This is a genomic window from Bradyrhizobium sp. URHC0002, from assembly GCF_054059515.1.
On the sequence record NZ_JBSSCF010000001.1, the window covers coordinates 281,576 to 300,993 of the forward strand.

General features: G+C 62.1%; 16 protein-coding genes and 2 pseudogenes. 12 read left to right on the forward strand and 6 right to left on the reverse strand.

Features of this window, described 5'->3' with window-relative positions:
- The first annotated feature begins 115 nt into the window (after positions 1-115).
- The 6 genes and pseudogenes from ACVWVY_RS01320 to ACVWVY_RS01345 all read left to right on the forward strand — a co-directional run bounded on the left by ACVWVY_RS01320 (position 116) and on the right by ACVWVY_RS01345 (position 5,865).
- A complete protein-coding gene (locus tag ACVWVY_RS01320; protein WP_456624702.1) occupies positions 116-535 on the forward strand; it encodes an SxtJ family membrane protein in 420 nt (139 codons plus the stop codon).
- Between the two features lie 9 nt (positions 536-544).
- On the forward strand, positions 545-694 hold the full coding sequence (locus ACVWVY_RS01325) for a DUF5989 family protein (RefSeq protein WP_456624703.1): 150 nt from the start codon (positions 545-547) through the stop codon (positions 692-694).
- 10 nt (positions 695-704) lie between these two features.
- A pseudogene (locus ACVWVY_RS01330) lies at positions 705-2,538 on the forward strand (carbamoyltransferase family protein).
- Between the two features lie 30 nt (positions 2,539-2,568).
- Positions 2,569-3,540 (forward strand): SGNH/GDSL hydrolase family protein, encoded by a 972-nt coding sequence (locus ACVWVY_RS01335; protein ID WP_456624704.1) that lies wholly within the window; start codon positions 2,569-2,571, stop codon positions 3,538-3,540.
- A gap of 380 nt (positions 3,541-3,920) precedes the next feature.
- On the forward strand, positions 3,921-5,135 hold the full coding sequence (locus tag ACVWVY_RS01340) for an acyltransferase family protein (protein ID WP_456624705.1): 1,215 nt from the start codon (positions 3,921-3,923) through the stop codon (positions 5,133-5,135).
- 346 nt (positions 5,136-5,481) lie between these two features.
- Positions 5,482-5,865: a GYD domain-containing protein gene (locus ACVWVY_RS01345; RefSeq protein WP_456624706.1), complete on the forward strand. Its 384-nt coding sequence runs from the start codon at positions 5,482-5,484 to the stop codon at positions 5,863-5,865.
- A gap of 614 nt (positions 5,866-6,479) precedes the next feature.
- On the opposite strand, the gene ACVWVY_RS01350 is transcribed toward ACVWVY_RS01345, so the two are convergent.
- On the reverse strand, positions 6,480-7,448 hold the full coding sequence (locus ACVWVY_RS01350) for a tripartite tricarboxylate transporter substrate binding protein (protein WP_456624707.1): 969 nt from the start codon (positions 7,446-7,448) through the stop codon (positions 6,480-6,482).
- A gap of 346 nt (positions 7,449-7,794) precedes the next feature.
- On the opposite strand from ACVWVY_RS01350, the gene ACVWVY_RS01355 reads away from it, so the two are divergent.
- From ACVWVY_RS01355 to ACVWVY_RS01365, 3 genes and pseudogenes are all read left to right on the forward strand, one after another.
- Positions 7,795-8,259: a MaoC/PaaZ C-terminal domain-containing protein gene (locus ACVWVY_RS01355; RefSeq protein WP_456624708.1), complete on the forward strand. Its 465-nt coding sequence runs from the start codon at positions 7,795-7,797 to the stop codon at positions 8,257-8,259.
- A gap of 150 nt (positions 8,260-8,409) precedes the next feature.
- Positions 8,410-9,024, forward strand: a complete 615-nt coding sequence (locus ACVWVY_RS01360; RefSeq protein WP_456632063.1) for a TetR/AcrR family transcriptional regulator — start codon at positions 8,410-8,412, stop codon at positions 9,022-9,024.
- A 70-nt stretch (positions 9,025-9,094) separates the two neighbouring features.
- Positions 9,095-9,954 (forward strand): annotated as a pseudogene (locus tag ACVWVY_RS01365) (DMT family transporter).
- A gap of 76 nt (positions 9,955-10,030) precedes the next feature.
- Here the strand turns inward: ACVWVY_RS01365 and ACVWVY_RS01370 are convergent.
- Entirely contained in the window at positions 10,031-11,197 is a 1,167-nt protein-coding gene (locus ACVWVY_RS01370) for an OpgC domain-containing protein (protein WP_456624709.1), read from the reverse strand.
- Between the two features lie 576 nt (positions 11,198-11,773).
- On the opposite strand from ACVWVY_RS01370, the gene ACVWVY_RS01375 reads away from it, so the two are divergent.
- Positions 11,774-12,268 (forward strand): septal ring lytic transglycosylase RlpA family protein, encoded by a 495-nt coding sequence (locus ACVWVY_RS01375; protein WP_456624710.1) that lies wholly within the window; start codon positions 11,774-11,776, stop codon positions 12,266-12,268.
- Between the two features lie 129 nt (positions 12,269-12,397).
- Here the strand turns inward: ACVWVY_RS01375 and ACVWVY_RS01380 are convergent, their stop codons facing one another.
- The 3 genes from ACVWVY_RS01380 to ftsE form a co-directional block, all read right to left on the reverse strand.
- Positions 12,398-13,114 (reverse strand): YdcF family protein, encoded by a 717-nt coding sequence (locus ACVWVY_RS01380; protein WP_456624711.1) that lies wholly within the window; start codon positions 13,112-13,114, stop codon positions 12,398-12,400.
- Between the two features lie 124 nt (positions 13,115-13,238).
- Positions 13,239-14,210: a cell division protein FtsX gene (locus ACVWVY_RS01385; protein ID WP_456624712.1), complete on the reverse strand. Its 972-nt coding sequence runs from the start codon at positions 14,208-14,210 to the stop codon at positions 13,239-13,241.
- Complete coding sequence (gene ftsE / locus ACVWVY_RS01390) at positions 14,203-14,862, reverse strand: cell division ATP-binding protein FtsE (protein WP_456624713.1); 660 nt, start codon at positions 14,860-14,862, stop codon at positions 14,203-14,205. The genes ACVWVY_RS01385 and ftsE overlap by 8 nt, the downstream gene beginning before the upstream one ends.
- A 413-nt stretch (positions 14,863-15,275) precedes the next feature.
- Between ftsE and ACVWVY_RS01395 the strand changes: the two genes are divergently transcribed.
- The gene (locus ACVWVY_RS01395; RefSeq protein WP_456632064.1) at positions 15,276-16,148 is read left to right on the forward strand and encodes an MJ0042-type zinc finger domain-containing protein; all 873 of its coding nucleotides are present in this window, start codon (positions 15,276-15,278) and stop codon (positions 16,146-16,148) included.
- A gap of 40 nt (positions 16,149-16,188) precedes the next feature.
- Positions 16,189-16,566 (forward strand): response regulator, encoded by a 378-nt coding sequence (locus ACVWVY_RS01400; protein ID WP_456624714.1) that lies wholly within the window; start codon positions 16,189-16,191, stop codon positions 16,564-16,566.
- Between the two features lie 136 nt (positions 16,567-16,702).
- Here ACVWVY_RS01400 and ACVWVY_RS01405 read toward each other — a convergent pair whose 3' ends face one another.
- Complete coding sequence (locus ACVWVY_RS01405; protein WP_456624715.1) at positions 16,703-19,399, reverse strand: TIGR02302 family protein; 2,697 nt, start codon at positions 19,397-19,399, stop codon at positions 16,703-16,705.
- Positions 19,400-19,418: the final 19 nt, after the last annotated feature.

Here is a 19,418-nt window from a genome sequence, read left to right on the forward strand (position 1 = left end):
ACAGCCCTCTCCGGAAAGCCAGGCGAACGCCCTGCAGCAGCCGCCCGCGCGCCAAGTAGCGACGACACAACGAATAGTTAGAAGGCCAGCCGCCCGTTACGGAGAGAAGCAGATCATGCAATTGCTGGAACCTGGAGATGACGAAGTCATCGTCGGACCGAGCGACCGCAATTTCGGGTTCACAATGGCGGCTGTCTTCATGCTGATTGGGGCGCTTGGGGTCTACAAAGGCAGTTCCCACGCGTTGATATGGCTGGGCGTTGCGGCTGCGTTTGCGGGATTGACGCTGTGGCGACCGCAAGCGCTGGCCCCGGCAAACCGGCTCTGGCTGAAGCTCGGTCTGCTGATGTACCGCGTCGTCAATCCGGTCATAATGGCCGTTCTGTTTTTCGGCGCGATCCTTCCGATCGGACTGGTCATGCGGTTGTTTGGAAAAGACTTCCTCCAGCTCAGACGCGATCGCTCGTTGGCTACCTATTGGTTGCCGCGCTCCGATCCAAGGTCGCCATCCGAATCCATGCGTCAGCAATTCTAGGCGGTCCCGATGTCGTTCTTGCGTGAACTGTTTGACTTCATCCGGGCTCGCCGCAAGTTCTGGCTGATCCCCATCTTCGCCGTGATGCTGGTCCTGGGCGGCCTGTTGGTTCTCACCAAGGGCTCAGCACTCGCGCCGTTCGTCTACACTCTGTTCTGAGCAGACGTGCGTGCGCGTACTCGGCATTTCAGCATTCTATCATGACAGCGCCGCCGCACTACTGGTGGACGGCAAGATTATTGCCGCCGCCCAGGAGGAGCGATTTACACGCAGAAAACACGACGCGAGCTTTCCAGATGCCGCGGTTCGCTACTGCCTGTCGGCCGGCAGCATATCGGCGGCCGAGCTTGATCATGTAGTGTTCTATGAGAAGCCGTTTCTCAAATTTGAAACGCCTGCTCGAGACCTATCTCGCCTTTGCGCCGCGGGGCTTTCAATCGTTCCGAAAGGCGATCCCGGTCTGGTTGAAGGAGAAGCTGTTCCAGAAAGCCGTATTGCGCGACCATCTTCTGAAGATCGATGGCAGCGTCGATTGGGAGAAGAAGCTTCTGTTCGCCGATCACCACCAGAGCCACGCGGCATCAGCATTCTTTGCTTCGCCGTTCGAGTCGGCGGCAATCCTGACGCTGGACGGCGTCGGGGAATGGACGACGACATCGGCCGGCTACGGCCGAGGCAACAGGCTCGATCTGAGGCGTGAGATCAACTTTCCCCACTCGGTCGGCCTGCTCTATTCGGCTTTCACCTACTACACCGGCTTCAAGGTGAATTCGGGCGAGTACAAGGTGATGGGCCTCGCGCCCTACGGCGAGCCGAAATATGCCGGCCTGATCCTCGATCATCTCGTTGACCTCAAGGAAGACGGCAGCTTTCGGCTCGATCTCGACTATTTCGATTATTGCACCGGCCTCACCATGACCAACAGCAAGTTTGACGCCCTGTTCGGCAGCAAACCGCGCGCCCCCGCCGAGCCGCTCGATCAGCGCCATATGGATCTGGCCGCCTCCGTGCAGCACGTAACGGAAGAGATCGTGCTTCGGCTGACCCGTAGTCTAGCGCGCGAGGGCGAGTCGACGAATCTGTGCCTGGCTGGCGGCGTGGCGCTCAACTGCGTCGCCAATGGCAAAATACTGCGTGAACGCAACTTCAAGGAAATCTGGGTACAGCCGGCGGCCGGCGATGCCGGCGGGGCGATCGGCGCAGCGCTTGCCGCCTATTATCAGTTTGCCGGCAGGGAACGCGTGGCGCCCCGCGCGGATGCCATGCAAGGAGGCTATCTCGGGCCCTCCTTCTCCCAGGACGAAATTGAGAAGGAACTGACACGAGCCGGCGCCGTGTTCTCGACACTGGATGACGAAGCACTCATTGCGGGCACGGTCGAAGCACTGGTCGCGGAAAACGCGGTGGGCTGGTTCCAGGGCCGAATGGAATTCGGCCCGCGCGCACTTGGCGCGCGCTCGATCATTGCCGATCCGCGCTCGCCTCGCATGCAGAGTTCGCTCAACCTGCGGGTCAAGTTCCGCGAAAGTTTCCGTCCCTTTGCGCCGGCGGTTTTGCGCGAAGATGTTGCCGAGTGGTTCGATCTCGGCGGCGACAGCCCCTACATGCAGATCGTCGCCAACGTATTGCCGAAACACCGCCGGGCTGCCAACCCCTGCGATGAAAACCTGTTCGGCATCGAGCGGCTCAACCTTCCGAGATCAAGTATTCCGGCGGTGACCCATGTCGATTATTCGGCGCGGATACAGACGGTCCACGCCGACACCAATGCGCGATTTCATGCCCTGCTGACGGCGTTCAAGGCGGCAACCGGATGCCCGGTGCTGGTCAACACCAGCTTCAACGTGCGCGGCGAGCCAATCGTTTGCACCCCGCAGGACGCCTTCCGCTGCTTCATGGGCAGCGACATCGAGGTGCTCGTTGTCGGCAACTGCTTCCTGCGCAAGGAGGACCAGCCGCCGTCCCTGAAACTCGATTACAAGAACAGGTTCGAACTCGACTGATGGGACCGCAATGGCAGCGCGGGTGACGACATGAACGTTCGAAAGGCTCTGCACACGCTGGGAGCGATCGCGATCATGACCATCGTCACGCTGGGCGCCCTCGAGGTGATCCTGCGGATCGTCGATCTGCGCGAGTTGCGAGAGGGGGTAAGCGAACGCTCTCTCAGCTACCAATACGACGCCGAACTCGGATGGATGCCGATGCCGGGCTCTGTTTCCACGGCCACCAACGCTCGCACCGTTCAGGTCCGCCACAACAGCCTCGGTCTGCGCGACGACGAATTCATCCTGGATGCGAAACCGACCATCATGTTTCTCGGCGACTCCTTCGTCTGGGGACTGGACGCCGAGGCGTCCGAGCGGTTCACGGAAATCCTGAAGCCGCGCATTCCCGACTACAAAATTTTGGCGGCGGGCGTTTCCGGTTTCGGCACGGATCAGGAGTATCTGTTGCTGCAAAGATTATGGCCAAAGGTGAGGCCTGCCGTCGTTGTACTCATGTTCTGCGCCAACAACGATCGCGACGATAACAGCAGCAATATCCGTTACGAGGGCTATCAGAAGCCCTACTTCACGCGCGGCGCTGACGGCTCGCTGGTGCTGGCCGGACAGCCCGTCCCCAAATCCCGCCTGCAGGCGATCAAGGAAGATTGGTGGGTGCGTCATTCCTGGCTGGTACGGCTCGCAAACGCGGTTCATCTAAAATTGCAGCATCCGGCGTTGCGCGTTCCTGACCCGACCGAGATGCTGATCGACAAGATCCGCGCGTTTGTCGAAGCCAATGGCGCCACGTTCCTCGTGGGTTTGCAATCAACCGACGTCGCCTTGGTTCGTCATCTCGAGGCTACGCGCATCCCATACGTAACCTTTGACGGCGCGGCGTCCTACGGAGACGCCGCCACTGGCGGCCATTGGACACCGGAGGGTCACAAGTTCGTCGCCGAACGGCTGTTTGGCTTCCTGTCTGCGAATCTCGGGACAAAGCCACGCCCGACGAATTGATCTGCTCGCTTGCCGCCTGGGTTGGAGCCCGATGCACCATTCGCGGATAAGAGTAATCGCCTGGTTCACCTGCGCCGTCGCCGGCCGGCGCAGCGCTGGCGGGGACTGATCGGACGCCTCCGGAACCTCTATGCGCATGTCGGCCAGCCGTAGGTCGACCCCGCCGGCGGCATATGTCGCGTATTCCGACAGCAACAGGCGCGGCGTCGCCCCGCTGGTTCACCACGGCTCGTCGCGCCACCGGTCGCCGACCACGAGAACGGAAGCTGGCTGGAAGGCGCCCTGAAAGCCCGGCGGGGGCTGTGTGACGTTGGTCAAAGAGCCTTTTGAACGGAGCCGGTATTTGCAACGGGATTGATCCATGAACCTGGTGAATTCCCGTGAAGAACTACTTCTCATTGCTGGATCCGCTGCGCTTCGGGGCCGCTCTCTTCGTCGCGGTTTTTCACCTGATGTTCTACTCCTGGGCCGGGGCTTCGATCGGCGCTCCCCAGAGCTTTGAGCATTACTTCGCCGCCGACGTTCAATTTCCGAACGCCGCGCCTTTCACATGGTTCGGCTGGGTGGGCGTTGAAATATTCTTCGTGATTTCCGGCTTCGTCATTGCGAACTCCGCGAGCAAGTCTTCGCCAAAAGAGTTTCTGTTCGGGCGTGCACTACGGCTTTATCCGGCGGTCTGGATTGCCTCCACCTTGAGCTTGCTCATCCTGCTCATCTTTCTGCGTGAGAAGGCATCCGAGCTCGTCCTTTCCTACTTCCAGGCAATGCTGCTCATTCCGAAGGGGATCAACGGTCGGTGGCTCGACGCCGTCTATTGGACGTTGGCGGCGGAAATGGCCTTTTATGGGCTGGTATTTTGCACGCTGCTCACCAAGAAAGTTACGCTGCGGCATCTGGCCTGGGGGCTCACCATCTATAGCGCCGCGTTCAACGCCTTCTCCATGGTGGTGCTGTCGGGTGCGTTTGAATCCAACATGCTCTATTGGATGGTCATGATGTTCCGCGTCCCCGGTGCAACATGGATGTTGAACCATGGCTGCTTCTTCGCGCTCGGGATCTGGCTGTTCATGTCGGCGAATAGAACGCTCACGACTCGCGAATGGGTTGCCGTGGCCGTGACATGCCTCTCGGGGTGTGCCGAGATCTACTATTTCTCCGATTTCCTTTTGAAAGCCATACCCGCCATTTCGGATGAACCGGTCTTCTTGCCGATCCTCGTTTGGGCTGCGGCGGTGCTGCTCATTGGCTTCGCCGCGAACAAGAACAGGCAGGCTGCCGGCACCACTTCTCCTGAAGCGCCGGCTTATCTGAGGACGCTCGGGCTGATCACCTATCCGCTCTATCTGACCCACAACGTCACCGGCACTGCGATCATTCGTGTCCTGACCGATGCCGGCCTGGATGCCTCCCTGGCAGTATGGGCCAGTCTGGCCATCCTTGTTCTGGTCTGCTGGTTCATCTGCGCGAAGATCGAGCCCGCCATTCGGCGGCTGCTGAAGGAATTCTTTTCAAACTTCAGACTGCGTCCGAAGGCAGCGCCAACATCGAGCCTTCCAAGTGCGCCTCCTGGGCTGCGCCTTCCGCTGCCCATCTGAGCAAAAGGTGAACTTCACTGGGCGGCACCCGGCGCCGCCCGCATCACCCACCTGGGTGATCCTGCCTGCGCGACAGGTTGATGAACTACGACAACGTGATGATCGGCAGATGTCGCCTATGGGCACATTTGAGGCATCCCGACGCGCGGTAATGATGTCTGTTTATAGGGGTGGAGCGGAACTCGTCGGCACCCGGCCAAATCGACGCGAATGACCCTGAGCGGACATCCGACGTTTTTCCCAAGGCGGACCGCGCACCTGATATCATCTGTTCCGCAGGTGACACGCGCGATAGTCTTTTCGGCGCGGGCCGAGGGCGTGCCGTGCGAAAGCAGAGGAGACCAGCATGACGATCTACATCTCTCAAGGTCGTTACACCGCCGCGGCTATCAAGGGGATGTCTGCGAAACCGGAGGACCGTTCCGAGGCGGTGGCGGAGTTGTTCGCGGCCGCCGGTGCTCGATTGATCAGTTGGTATCTGACTTTGGGATCCTACGATTGGCTGATCATAGCGGAAGCACCGGATGAGCCCACGATGATTTCAGCGGTGCTTGCCGCCGCGGCTGGCGGAAGCCTTTCGGACATAACCACTACCGTGGCGCTCACGGCGAGTGATACAGCAAAGGCCTTCCAGCGGGCAGGCGAGCTTACTCTGAAATTTAGATCGGCGGGCCGGGCCGATTACTACGGAGTAGGGATCGATTCGGGGCGTGAGATCGGCGAGGCTTGAATACCAAATTCTGGGATGTGCGCTGCCGCTGACATGACGATCCGAAACGGACGTGTATCGTATCGGGCCACCAACACCACGATGCAGTCGCTCGCCAAGAGAAGAATCAAGAGTCCCGATTGGACGACCATAGCCAGAAATCTACTTTCAATAGTGACATTTGAACGCCACGATTTCCCCTCTGAGCGGTCGGCTAAAGCTCACGACGTCACGCAGTGATTCGCGCGAGGCATTCGAGTGAATGGTTTGGCGCTCTGGAACGAGCTAACGCGCCGGGAGCAACAAATTATTATCAAGCTGTTCGGTGGCGGATCGCCTCATGGTGACGGTCCGATAGAGGCAGTCAACCTCACGCGGCTCGGTCTGATCACTGAGAACGGGTTAACCTCGGCCGGCCTCGAGCTGTTCATTGTTGCTTTACAAAGCGCAACGAGATGCCCGTCCAAGAACGGCGATCGAAGGCAGTCTCAGAAGGATAAGCGGACTTAAAAGGGCCGTGGGCCGGGTGCGCAATTGACCTTGCAGGCGGGGTGGGGCGAAACTTCACACGCGGAGGACTTCACCCGCTCGGAGTGTCGTCCACCCTGCCCTTGAGAGTGTGGAATCGGGCCTTACTATTCCATCTTAATTCCAGCGTCCGTGATCACCTTTCTCCATCGCGATATCTCCTCGGCGACGAAGGCGCGGAATTCTTCCGGGGTGCTGCCCATCGGCACAATACCCTGTTCGACTAGCTTTGCCTGCAATGCCGGATCGGCGAGTGCCTTCTTGGCCTCCGCCGAGACGCGGTCCACGATCTCCTTAGGTGTGCCTGCCGGCGCGATGATTCCGGCCCAGGTGCCGGACACGAAATCCGGCACTCCCTGCTCCGCCATCGTCGGTACGTCGGATGCCGCCGGGATGCGCTCTTTCGCGGTGACAACGATCGCCTTGGCGTTTCCGGAACGCACCTGCGGCATCAGCGGACCAACAATGTCGAACATCACATTGATTTGCCCGCCGACGGTATCCTGCAGCGCGCCGGCCGTGCCTTTGTAGGGTATGTGCTGCATTTTGATGCTTGTGCGGCTCATGAACATTTCCATCGTGAGATGTGCTGCAGCGCCGATGCCGCTCGAGGCAAAATTGAGCTCACCTGGCTTGGCCTTGGCGAGCGCGATCAGCTCTTTCACGTTGTTCGCCGGCACTGAGGGATGCGCGATCATGATCAGCGGTGCGACGCTCATCAGCGAGACGTATGTGAAGTCCTTGAGCGTGTCGTAGGGCAGCTTCGGATTGAGCGTGGCGTTTGCCGCATGCGCCGCGATCACGGTGCCGAACGTGTAGCCGTCGGGCGCAGCCTTGGCGACGGCGTCGGTGCCGATGATGGCGTTGGCGCCTGGCTTGTTCTCGAAGACGATGGGCTGGCCCAGCGCGTCCGAGATCTTTTGACCGACGAGTCGAGCCATCAGATCGGTGTAGCCACCCGGGGTGTAGGGTACGACCATACGGATCGGACGGTTCGGCCAACCTTGCGCAAGTGCGGCGTCTGCGCCGGCGAGCACGAGGGCAAACGCTGCAAGAGCGCGGTATAAGCATTTCATGATACTGCCTCCAAATTGGCCCATCAGCGTTACCCACGAGACGTTTGGCGTGAGACGCGTTTCCTCCCGGGCAGGGTACAGCATGTGCAAGTGGATGGGAAAGTAGTCGAAGCGAAGTCCGTCTGGCACTTTTCGGACCTGCCAGTTCCGCCAGACGATGTCGGTTCTTGAAGGAAAAGCGGACTTCTCGATCGCGTGCCCTGACTTCTGAGTTTGACCCAACTCGGACATGGGATCAAACCAGCGATTGCCACTAACCGCGGCCAATTTTAGCCGTTACGATGTCGCCCGTTGAGCCGGCGAGCGGGAGGTCGCATTGCCTCTCGCTTCATCGACGGAGGCATCGATGACCAACCTCTATTTTGAAGAATTGCAGATCGGAATCCGAAGCGCGGCGGGCCCCTATTCGCTCTCCAAGGAAGAGATTATCTGTTTCGCCAAACAATATGATCCGATCCCCCGCCACATCGACGAGGAACTCGCGGCACAATCGGTCTTTGGCGGATTGACGGCATCGGGTTCGCATACGTTTGCGATCTACATCCTGCTCTCGGGTCAGCTTCAACCGCACTTCCAGGTCCTGATGGGATTGGGTTGGGATGAGTTGAAGCTGACGAACCCGGTACGCCCGGGTGACGCGCTCGATCTCGAAATGACGATTCTGGAGCTGCGCCCCTCAAAATCGAAACCTGACTGGGGAATAGTCCGCAACCAAAACCTGCTGCGCAATCAAAAGCGCGAGACGGTGCTGGAATGCATTTCCACCATTTTCGTTGCGCGGAGGCCGGACGCGAATCCATCTCCTCGGTAATGTCCGATGTTGGCACAAACCCGACATGGCCGCAGCCGCTGCCGAAGTCGTATTCGGTGGAAGAGCGGACATGCGCGGGATTTCTCGGAATGTCGCCTTTGACCCGAAGTGGTCACTTGATTTAACGACCAATTGGTCTATATATTGGCAATGCGCCACCAAACCTCAGTGCAGTTGCCTCGTGGCCGCCCCCGAAGTTTTGACGTGGAAGCCGCTGTCGAACGCGCGATGGGTGTGTTCTGGTCGCGCGGCTATCACGCGACGGCGCTACCGGACCTTCTTCGCGCGACCAAGCTCTCGCGTGGCAGCCTTTACGCCGCTTTCGGCGACAAGCACTCGCTCTTCTTGCGTGCGCTTGATCGCTACATTGCCGATGCCCTGGCGCGGATGGATATCGAACTTGACCCCCGCAGGGAGCCGGTCGACGGCCTGCGGGCCTACCTTGCCGGCTACGTGGACCGCACGACCGGTACCAAGGGTCGGCGCGGATGCCTCTTGGTGGCCACAGCCATGGAACTGGCTGGCCAGGATGCTGAAGTTGGTCGTCGCATCGCGAGCTTTTTCAAAGCCATGGAGGCCAGGGTGGCGGATGCACTGTCCCGTGCGAAGACGGCGGGCAAGTTGGCCGACGGCGTTGAGCCTTCAAGTGCCGCCCGAATTCTCGTCTGTTTCGTCGAGGGGCTGCGAGTGGTCGGTAAAACGGGACCGACACCGATCACGTCGCGAGCAACAGCCGACGCTCTTCTCGACCGCTTCATCAGGTAGATAACCCATGAATCCTCGCGTTGTTAGCGCGTCTATATCTAGACTGATTGGTCTTGAAAGGAAGGATGCCATGTCTGCCATCCAGGTCGTCTGCGCGGTGGCCGTTCCCCTGCTCTGGGGTTATCAGTTCGTGGCCATCAAAGTGGGCGTTACGGAGTTTCCGCCTCTCTTCTTCCTTGCACTGCGCTTCCTGGCCATCGCGCTGCTGCTTGTACCGTTCGTCAAAAGGCCCACGCGTCAACAGTTCGGCCCTATCGCAGCCATTTCGATTTTCCTTGGCGGACTGAACTTCGGGCTCTTCTACGTTGGCCTTGGGCTCGGCTCGGGAAGCATGTCGGCCGTCGCATATCAACTCGCGACCCCCTTCACCGTTCTGTTGGCCTGGCCGCTGCTCGCGGAGAGGCCGTCTCTCACCACGTCCGCCGGAGTGGTAATTGCATTCGCAGGCGTGGTCGTGTTGGCAGCGGGGCCTGGCCTGTCGGCAAACGCGCTTCCGCTGCTGCTTGTGGTCGGGGCAGCCTTCGCATTCGCGGTGTCCAACGCCTGACGAAACGCTACGGCCCTTTTGATCCCCTGATGTTGATGGGGTGGTCGTCGCTGCTCACGGTGCCGCAGGTCATGTTGATGTCGTTACTCATTGAACATGGACAACTGGCAAGCCTTGTCACGGCGGATGAACGTGGCTGGCTGGCACTCGCCTACACAATTTTCATCGGGGGGATTGTTGGGTTCGGACTTTGGTTCTGGCTGATTGCCCGATGCTCCATGGGCCGCGTCGCACCGTTCGGTCTGCTGCTGCCGGTGTTCGCCTTGATTTCGAGCGTGTTGTTCCTTGGCGACCGCATGACCCCAAAGTTGGTTGTCGGCGGACTGCTCGCGATCTCCGGGGTCGCCATTACACAAGTAAGACCGAGTGCTCGACCAATCTGAACCCGGGAGCCGCGTCTTGCGCCCAGGCGGACATTATCGGCGAGCGGACTGAGACGTCGTTGTCGTCGCCTGGTTTTCACTCAGGAGCGAGCTGTTTTCTTGCCGACTGCTGCCTGGGTTTGATGCTGATCAGGTTCAGCAGAGTTGCGCTCACGATCATCGCCATGATGCCACCAACACTCAACGCGATCTGCATCGCAAGCCCGTTCGAGATGTGGAGCAGCGCCATGTGGCTAACGAAAGCCAGCAGAACGCCAAGGCAATAAATAGGTAGCGAGTTCTGGCCGCAGCGGATCGCGCCGCGCATCACGGGCGTTTTCATCGCCTGCCAGTTGGGAGGAACCAACCATGCCGCCAAAACGGCTATCGCCAGAAAATGCAGCAGCCGCAAGGGGTCGAGATTCGATTTGTCCAATGAGTGGGGCAGGTGTGCCAGCATTTGCGGGATCAGTGCTTCCAGCGGCTTGATGCGCCAGCTCAGTGCGATGATCAGGCTGAAGAGCAGATAGAAGACTGCAAGGACAAGCGCCGCGCGTGACCTCAGCCACCGCTGGACCTTGTTGCCCTCGATGATCCACCACGCGCCAAGCACAACCAGTAACTGCCATGCCATCGGATTGAAGGCCCAATGGCTGTTCGGCCACGCCGGGACGGTCCAGCCGAAGACATGCACCAGCACATAGAGCGCCAGCGAGGCGCCAAGCGTCAGGTTCGGCGCCCGCAGCAGCAGCCACAGCAGCGGCGCGAACAACAGGTGAAGAAGCACGAAGATGGGCAAGACGTCGGTGTTGACTGGACGGTATTGCAAGATCGCGGCACGTGCGAGCGTCGCGCCCGGCTGATCCAGCAGAATGCGCGTATTGCTCGCGTCAGCGGAAGGGCCGCCGCCTACGAGGTGAATCAAGATGGCGCTGGCGAGCGTCAGCAGCAGAAACGCGACATAAATATCCCAGCTTCGCCGCAGCGTCCTGCCAATCACTCCGGTCCAACCCTCGCAGCGCCATGTCTTGCCGTAGGCCAGCGCACAGGTTACGCCCGAGATGAACATGAATATTTCCGCGGCATCGCTGAAGCCGTAGTTCCGCAGCGTCACCCAACTTCCGATGTTGTTGGGAATATGATCAAGAAAGATCCACCACAATGCGATGCCTCGACAGGCATCTATTCGCAGGTCGCGGCCCGAGTCTTTCAACTCCAGCAGCTCGTCGACGAATGGCTTGGGGGTAGCGCTTTGATCGTGCATACGGTTGCCCCGACCGGCTAAATAAACCTGGCGTGTGCATCACCACCGATCACTTGAAACTCTTAGTCGAAGCAAAGACTCGCGAACGTGAAGTGGTTCACCTTTCATGTGCGTCACAGCGCCGCTTAGCGAATTCTGCCGTGGTAACCTGATCTTCCATGATCCGCTTCAGATCGGATGACCGAGACCATTACGCACCGAGAAGACCGCCCAACTGGCTAAACGGAAGTATGATTGTCCGATCCAGTGCTTCCGCTTCTGGTACTTTTCGGAAGTTGTCATCTCAATGCGTGACCGACGCGAATGACTCCAAGCGGACAAAGGTCAGACGCTTGCTCTGCTCACGCCCTAACGAGGGAACTCTATTCAGTCATGCTGCTGACGCAATTTCTGTCTTAGTCGGTGAGAACTAAGAACACCTGTGCGAGGACCACACTGGTTCCCACAACGGTTCCGTCGCCAGGGTTGGCGCGAATCCACAAAAAATTGGCACGAGTTCGTCAACGCATCCGCGTTCGCTCGACCATATTTTGCGGCATCGGGAACCGAACGTTCTAGAAAATCCATCAAGGAGTTATGATGTTGTTTCGCTCAAGCGCCGCAATTTGCGGCGTCGTACTTGCGCTTGCGTTTTCTGTGACCGTTGCTCGCAGTGAGATCGTTGCAGTTCATTCAAGCACCGTCGTCAATGAAGCTTCCGGGGAAGCGATCGTTGGCGCAGCATCCACGTACAATCCGTTCCGGCCCGGATGGCGGGAGGGCGGCCCGAACACAGCCTCCGGCGAGCGCTATGATCCCTCTGTCTGGGCGGCTGCCATCAAGACGAGTTTGCGCCAGAAATTTGGTGGGGTCCAATTTGGCGCGAGGCCGAAGTTTGCCCTCGTTGAGGCTGTTGGCAAGAAGATCATCGTCAAGATAAATGATGTGGGGCCACTAACGCCTGGCCGCATCATTGACCTCAATGAGCGGGCGATGCGCTATTTCGATCCGAGCCTGCAGCTCGGGGTAATTTATAGCGTAATAGTCAGGCCGCTTTTCGGCGACTATTGGATCCCCGGACCGGTTGCCTGAACATCGCGGACGCGCCGCGCTGGTCGCTTTCCGAAGTGCGGCAGTGATTCCACCATAACGCGGTCGTCCGCTTTGGGGGTAAAGTCGACATGGCGCCAGACGCACCATTCGCGGCTTTGTGCACGCGCCCTAGTTGGCTTGCGCCGTCGCCGGCCGGCGCGGCGTGGGCGCCGGCTGCTCGGAAAGCTCGGGCGCCAGGTCGATGCCCACGCCCGCCAGCCGCACGCGCACCTCGACGGCGACATATTTCGCGTATTCCGAAAGCAACAGACGCAGCGTCGCGCCGCTGGTCCACCACGGTTCGTCGCGCCATCGGTCGCCGACCACCGCGAACGGAATCAGTGTGATGTCCGGCATCGCATGCGACAGCTCCACGATCGCCCGCGGCATGTGGTAGTTCGACGTCACCACGATCAGCGACTTGAAGCCGCGCTCGCGGACCCAGCGCCGTGTCTCGGCGGCATTGCTCCGGGTGTTGACGGCCGAACGGTCGAGATCGACGCAACAGCGCAACAGCAGCGACTGGTTGTCGGGCAGCGAGCGCGAAATGTCGCTCACCGCGTTGGTCGGATGCACGCCCGAAATCAACAGCCGCTTGCCGTAGCCGCCGGCCAGCAACTCCATCGCATCCGACACCCGCGACGAGCCGCCGGTCAACACCACGATGCCGTCGGCGTTGCGCGCCGGCTTGATTTCGACGCCGCGCAATTGCGAGAGAAAGGCGAGGAAGCCAACGGCCGCGCCAACGAACAGGATCGCCATGGCGCCGACGATCGTCGCCCGCAGCCATCCGCGCGGCCGCGCAGCCGGCGCCCTCTGCGATCTATCGTCGTGCTGCAAACCCATGTGGTCCGGCGATCCCCTTCCCCCCGAATCCTGATTTGACGCGTTTTCTCGACGCGAACCGGTCTCCACTCCGCTTGAGAACGCTTTAGCCAATTCTATAACGTTTTAAAGCGAAGTGGAGTCGTCAATCGATGTCGTCCAGCGTGGCGAACAGCGTTCGCCGCGAGGCCCAGGCGGTAATGGCGGCGATCGCCACGGCCTGTATCGCGAGCGCCAGATAGCCCGAAGGCGGCAGCGAAAATGTCCCCAAGAGTGCTGCGAATTGATCGCCGACGGGGGTGCCCGAGAACCAGGCGGCGATCGATTCGGAGAAGCCGAAGCCCAGCATCGCGGCGCCGCCGCCGATCAACCCGCCCTCCAGCCCGAGCCTGAGAAAATGCCGCAGGAAATGGTTGGCGATATAGCGGTCGCCGGCACCGACGAAGTGCAGCACCTCGACGATCGGGCGGTTCGCCGCCATCGCGCCGCGGGTCGCGAACGAAACCGAAATGATCGTCGCCGCGATCACCAGCACGAGGATGCCGATGCCGGCAAATACGGTCGCCCCGGTCATCGAGCGCATACGCTCGATCCAGGCGCGGTGATCGTCGACGCTCGCCGACGGCGCCACCTGCGTCACCCTGGAGCGCAGGCCTGCGAGGTCGAGCGTGGTGCCGGGCTGGACGCGCGCGACGACGACGCGCGGCACCGGCAACTGCTCGATCGACAGCCCGCTGCCAAGCCACGGCTCCAGCAACCTGGCCGATTCGTCCTTGGTGAACGGCTTGACCTGGACGATGCCTGGCTGCGTCCGCATCGCCTCCGCCGCCGCGGTCACGTCGCGCTCGAGATCGCGCCCCGCCTGCGGGCGCACCTGCATGGTGATTTCGCTGGCGACTTCGGACTGCCATTCCGCGGCGGAAGCGCTGACCAGCAGCACGGTGCCGGTGGTGATGGAAGCGAGGAACGTCATGATGGCGACGACGGCGACCAGCGCGCGGCCGGAGATCGACGCCCGCGGCACGATCGGCGACATGTTGCGCGCGCGCGCCGGGACCTGCGGGCGCTCCGTTCCGAGGTCCACCAGCGGCCCGTGCTCGTCATCCATCCTACTCATAGATGTGCAACCGCCCCTGGTGCAGCACCATTCGCCGCGCCTCGTACTGGTCCATCAGCGTGATGTCGTGGGTTGCGATGATCACAGCGGTGCCCAGCCTGTTCAATTCGATGAACAGCCGCAGCAGGCGCCGGCCGAGCGTCGGGTCGACGCTGCCGGTCGGTTCGTCCGCCAGCAGCAATTGCGGCCGCGAGATCACCGCGCGCGCGATCGCGGCGCGCTGCTTCTCGCCGCCCGACAGGATCGGCGGCAGCGCATCCATGCGCTCGCCGAGGCCGACCCACTTCAGGAGGTCGATCACCTCCCGGCGATAACTGGATTCTTCGCGGCCCATCACGCGGAACGGCAGCGCCACGTTCTCATAGGTCGTCATGTGGTCGAGCAGGCGAAAATCCTGCAGCACGATGCCGATCCGCTGGCGCATGTTCGCAACCTGATCCTTGCCGAGCAGCGAGACGTCCTGGCCGAACAGGTTGACGAGGCCGCGGGTCGGTCGAATCGACAGAAACAACAGCCGCAGCAGCGAGGTCTTGCCGGCGCCCGAGGGACCGGTGAGAAACTGGAAGGAATGCGCCGGAATCAGGAAAGTAAGGTCGCGCAGAATCTCCGGGCCGAGCCCGTACCGCAAACCGACATTTTCGAACCGAACCAAGCTCAGCTCCGCTCGACATGAGCCGTGGCCGAGCTCTGCTCGGCATGGGCAGTGGCCGAGCTCCGCTCGGCGTGGACAGTGGCCGAGCTCCGCTCGGCGTGGACAGTGGCCGAGTTCCGCTCGGCGTGGACAGTGACCGAGTTCCGCTCGGCTTGGATCGTGGCCGAGCTCCGCTCGGCTTGGATCGTGACCGAGCTCCGCTCGGCTTGGATCGTGACCGAGCTCCGCTCGGCTTGGGCCGCGGCTGTAAACCCCGGACTTGAACCTGAACCTGGACCCGAACCCCGACTGTGGGATCGTGGCCCGCTGGTTTGGGAACCAACCGGACAAAACGGTTTTGCGACCGTTATGGTTTCCGATTCGTTAACGGTCGCTATGTAGCATCCGGGCAAAGACACGTAGAGATGGGCTCCATGCATATCGTTTGCCCTCATTGTACAACATCTTACGCTATCAATCCGGCCACCCTTGGGCCCGCCGGACGTACCGTCCGCTGCTCGCGCTGCAAGGAAACCTGGCAGGCGCGGTCCGAGGACGCGATCGAGATGGCCGCCGCCATGCCAGGTTCGGCGCAATCGGCCCCGCCGGCCGCGAGCGATGCCGCGGCCGAGTGGGAGGCGCTGGCGCACGAGGAAGAGGGGCAGGACGCCCCGGTTGTCGACAGCCCCTCGATTTCGGCCGGCTGGCCGGCCGAAGGGGAAGGATCGCAACCAGGCGGCGAAAGCGACTGGCCGTCGGTCGCCCGGCTGGATGCGGAGGACCATGCGGAGGTCCCGATTACCACGCACCGCCAGCGGCTGGCCCGTCTTTTCCGGCTGCCCTCCCTGCCCCGCATCCGGTTCATGCCGTCCTTTGGCCTGCCGACCGCCTGCGTCGCGATGGGCGCGCTGATCCTGGCCCTGATGATCTGGCGCGCCGACGTCGTGCGGCTGCTGCCGCAAACCGCGACGTTCTACAAGATGGTCGGGCTGGAAGTGAACCTGCGCGGGCTGGCGTTCAAGGACATCAAGGTCAGCAATGAAACCGTGGACGGCAAGCCGGTCCTGGTCATCGAAGGCACGATCATAGGCGAGACCAAAGCACCGGTCGAATTGCCGCGGCTGCGCTTTTCGGTCCGCGACGCGCAAGGCGCCGAGATCTACGCCTGGAACGCGGTGCTCGAACAGCCGGTGCTCAAGCCCGGCGAGCGGGCCTACTTCAAGTCGCGGCTGGCTTCGCCGCCGCCCGAAGGCCGCAATATTGACGTACGCTTTTTCAACAAGCGGGATCTGGCCGGCCACGCCTGAACCGGGCCGCCTGTTCCGCCGGGGCGAGAGAGACGACTTCATGCCGCGCGTGCTGATTGCCGATGACGAGGATTCCATGCGCTCGCTGGTGGCGCGCGCCATCGCCATGGACGGCCACGAGACCGTCACCGCCGAGGACGGCGCCGAAGCGCTCGATATCCTGAGCCGCGAACCCGGCACGTTCGACCTGCTGCTGACCGATATCCAGATGCCCGTGATGGACGGCATCGCGCTGGCGCTGACGGTGGCGCGCGATTTTCCCAAACTGAAGATCCTGTTGATGACGGGTTTCGCCGATCAGCGCGAACGCGCCTCCGGCCTTAACGCCATCGTGCATGACGTGGTGACGAAGCCGTTCTCGGTGCACGACATCCGTACCGCCGTGGCCGATGCGCTGGCGGCGAGGAAGAACGGATAATTGGGGCGCGGTCAACCGCGCCGCCACATCCTCAGTAGCGCCACATCCGCGAGCTGTCATCCCCCGCGAAAGCGGGCCCCGGTGCGCAAATTGCGCACAAGGCGGGTGACGACAGCGGTGCGCTGCGCGAAAACCCTCAATAATCCTTCAACAGCCGCTCGATGTAATCGAGTTCGATCTGCGGGCGGGACGGATCGGCGAGGCGGCGCCGCAGTTCTTCGAGGATCCGGCGCACCCGCTGGACGTCGATCTCGCCGGGGATCTTCACCGTATAATCGTCGCTGAATTCGTTGTGACGCATCGGCCGTCCCAGCGGATCGGTCGAGTTGGCTGCACCCTGCTGGCGGCCTCTGGGATTGCCGGGGCCGTCGCCGGGCTGGTCGCCGTCGCCCTGCTGCATGGCTTCCGCCAAACTCTGGGCGCCCTTGCGCAGCGCGTCCAGCGCGCGGCCTTGCGAGTCCACTGCGCCGTCGGCATTGCCCTCGCCGAGCCGGCCGCCGGCATCGCCCATCGCGCTATCGGCCTGCTCCAGCCCGTCCTCGCCGTCGCCCTGGTCGCCGCCTTGACCCTGCTGGCCCTGCCCTTGTTCGCCGCGCTGGCCCTGCTGGCCGCGCTGGCCCGGCCCCATGCCGCGCTTGGCGAGTTCTTCCTGCAATTTCTTCAGCCGATCGCGCAGGCCCTGCTGGTCCTGCTGCAGGTCGCTCATGCTCTGGTCGCCCTGCTTGCCGCGCTGGCGGTCGCGCCTGGAATCCTGGCCCTGCTTGTAGGTCTTGTCGCGCAATTGCTGCTGCTTGCGGATCATGTCGCCGAGCTCGTTCAGCGCCTGCTCCATCTCGTCGCCGCCCTGGCCGGGCTGCGCCATCTGCAGGTTCTCCAGCATCTGCTGCAGCTGTTCCAACAGCTGCTTGGCAGCTTCCTTGTCGCCGGAACGCGACATCCGCTCCAGCCGGTCGAGCATGCTCTTGAGATCCTGCTGGCTCAGCATCTTGGTGTTGGGATCGAGCGGACGGGACAATTGCTGCGGATTGTTGCGGAGCTGCTCGGCGAGCTGGCGCAGGAAATTATCCAGCGCGGCGCGCAGATTGTCGGTGAGCTTCTTGATCTCCTCGTCGGTGGCGCCGCGTTCCAGCGCCTGCTTGAGGGCCTCCTGGGCCGCGCGCAGCGCCTTGTCGACATCGCTGATATTGCCGTCCTCGATGGTGACGGCCAGCGCCCACAGGCTGGCGACGACCTCGCGCAGGGCGTCGTCGGTGCGGACCGCATCGAGCTGCCGCACGATGCTGTACAGGCCGAGATCGAGCGACCACACGCTGGCCATCAGCGTTCGCATGGCATCGTCTTTGTGCGCGGCCTCGATTTGTCGCGATATGCTGAAGAGGCCGAGATAGTGACCCGTCTCCGGCGTGAACAATTCCGGTGCGATCATCAGCGCATCCAGCGCGACATAGACCTGCGAACTCTGGTTGGCGTCCAGCGCCAGAACGCGGCGCTGCTCGATCAAAGCGCGCGCCAGCGGCTTGGTGAACAGCCGCTCCGGCAGCCGCATGTTGAACGGCTCGCTCCTGCCTTCATTGCCGGCCTCGTCCTTGGCCGTGAGCGTCAGCGTGACGTCGGCGCCGGCGTAGGGATCTTCGCTGAGATCCTTCACCGTCTGGCCGACGCCGTTGCGGGTGCGCGCGTTGGGCAGCACCAGCGGAAATTGCGGCGGCTCGAACAGCGGCCGCGGCTCGGCCTTGTCGGCCTCCTTGTTCTTGGCTTCCTTGCCTTCCTTGTTAGTTTCCTTGGCCGCATCCGCGTTGCGGGCGGCGAATTGCGCGCGCGCTTCGGTGACGCCGTAATCGTCCTCGAGCTTGTAGGACATCTGCAGCGAGCCGCGGGCCTGGCGCTCCGGATCCTTGGCCAGTGAAATGCTCGGCGCACGGTCGGGCATGGCGGCGAACCGCCACAGCGGCTGGCCGGATGGCGCGCGGACATGCGCGGTGCCGTCGCCCGTGATCTTGAAATGCCGCTCGTTGGTGCCCTTCGGCGCCTGCTCGCTCGGCGCGACCTCAGTCACGCCGCCGCCGACCACGACGTCGATGGCGCCGCCACTGGAGCGCACCAGCAGCGTGCTGCCTGAAGGCACCGGCAACGGTGCCCCGCTATCGGGCAAAGCCGCATCCTTGGCGGCGGACAGAATCACCGGCGGCTTGCCGGTGTAGAGCGGCGGGGTCACCCAGGCATCGACGCGGACGTTGGCCGGCGCCAACACCCCGTTCCAGTCGAAGGCCGCGGCAATCCGCAGCGTGCGTTCGTCGCCGGCGGCGACATAGGCGGCCGCCAGCATCACCATGACCAGCGCGCGCAGCGCCCAGGGATCGTGGATCGGAAGCCGCGGCGACGGCAGCCCGGCGCGGATCCGCTTGATCGAGGCCAGCGTGCGCTCGCGCTGCTCCCGCCACAGCGCCTGCGCGATCGGGTCCTTGCTCGACAGCGTATCGGTCAGCGCGGTCGCCGGGCGGTGGCGTATGCCGGTACCACGGTCGAGCCGGCTCAACGCCTCTTCGCGGGTCGGCCAGCGAAACCGCGAAAGCGGGAACAACGCCGCCAGCGCCAGCAGGACGAACAGGCCGATGCCGATTGCGCGTGCGAGGAATGGCAGCGCCAGCCACAATCCGGCCCAGGACGCCACCAGAAACAGCCCAACGACGCTCAAAATCCGGGTGAGGCCCGGCCAGGCGCGTTCCCACGCGATCGCATATTGGGCCCGTTGCTGGGCCTGCGTCAGTTGAAGCCGTGCAACAGCATCCGGCTCGCGCGCTAGCTGTGTGGGGTCGGGGGAGGCGCCGTTCAATAAAATTCTCCGGGTTGCC

Coding starts and splice junctions, on each gene's coding strand:
- ACVWVY_RS01345 (WP_456624706.1), top strand. CDS start 5,482: ATGACGATCTACATCTCTCAAGGTCGTTACACCGCCGCGGCTATCAAG.
- ACVWVY_RS01395 (WP_456632064.1), top strand. CDS start 15,276: ATGCATATCGTTTGCCCTCATTGTACAACATCTTACGCTATCAATCCG.
- ACVWVY_RS01320 (WP_456624702.1), top strand. CDS start 116: ATGCAATTGCTGGAACCTGGAGATGACGAAGTCATCGTCGGACCGAGC.
- ACVWVY_RS01335 (WP_456624704.1), top strand. CDS start 2,569: ATGAACGTTCGAAAGGCTCTGCACACGCTGGGAGCGATCGCGATCATG.
- ACVWVY_RS01380 (WP_456624711.1), bottom strand. CDS start 13,114: ATGGGTTTGCAGCACGACGATAGATCGCAGAGGGCGCCGGCTGCGCGG.
- ACVWVY_RS01355 (WP_456624708.1), top strand. CDS start 7,795: ATGACCAACCTCTATTTTGAAGAATTGCAGATCGGAATCCGAAGCGCG.
- ACVWVY_RS01400 (WP_456624714.1), top strand. CDS start 16,189: ATGCCGCGCGTGCTGATTGCCGATGACGAGGATTCCATGCGCTCGCTG.
- ACVWVY_RS01370 (WP_456624709.1), bottom strand. CDS start 11,197: ATGCACGATCAAAGCGCTACCCCCAAGCCATTCGTCGACGAGCTGCTG.
- ACVWVY_RS01360 (WP_456632063.1), top strand. CDS start 8,410: ATGCGCCACCAAACCTCAGTGCAGTTGCCTCGTGGCCGCCCCCGAAGT.
- ACVWVY_RS01375 (WP_456624710.1), top strand. CDS start 11,774: ATGATGTTGTTTCGCTCAAGCGCCGCAATTTGCGGCGTCGTACTTGCG.
- ACVWVY_RS01350 (WP_456624707.1), bottom strand. CDS start 7,448: ATGAAATGCTTATACCGCGCTCTTGCAGCGTTTGCCCTCGTGCTCGCC.
- ACVWVY_RS01325 (WP_456624703.1), top strand. CDS start 545: ATGTCGTTCTTGCGTGAACTGTTTGACTTCATCCGGGCTCGCCGCAAG.
- ACVWVY_RS01385 (WP_456624712.1), bottom strand. CDS start 14,210: ATGAGTAGGATGGATGACGAGCACGGGCCGCTGGTGGACCTCGGAACG.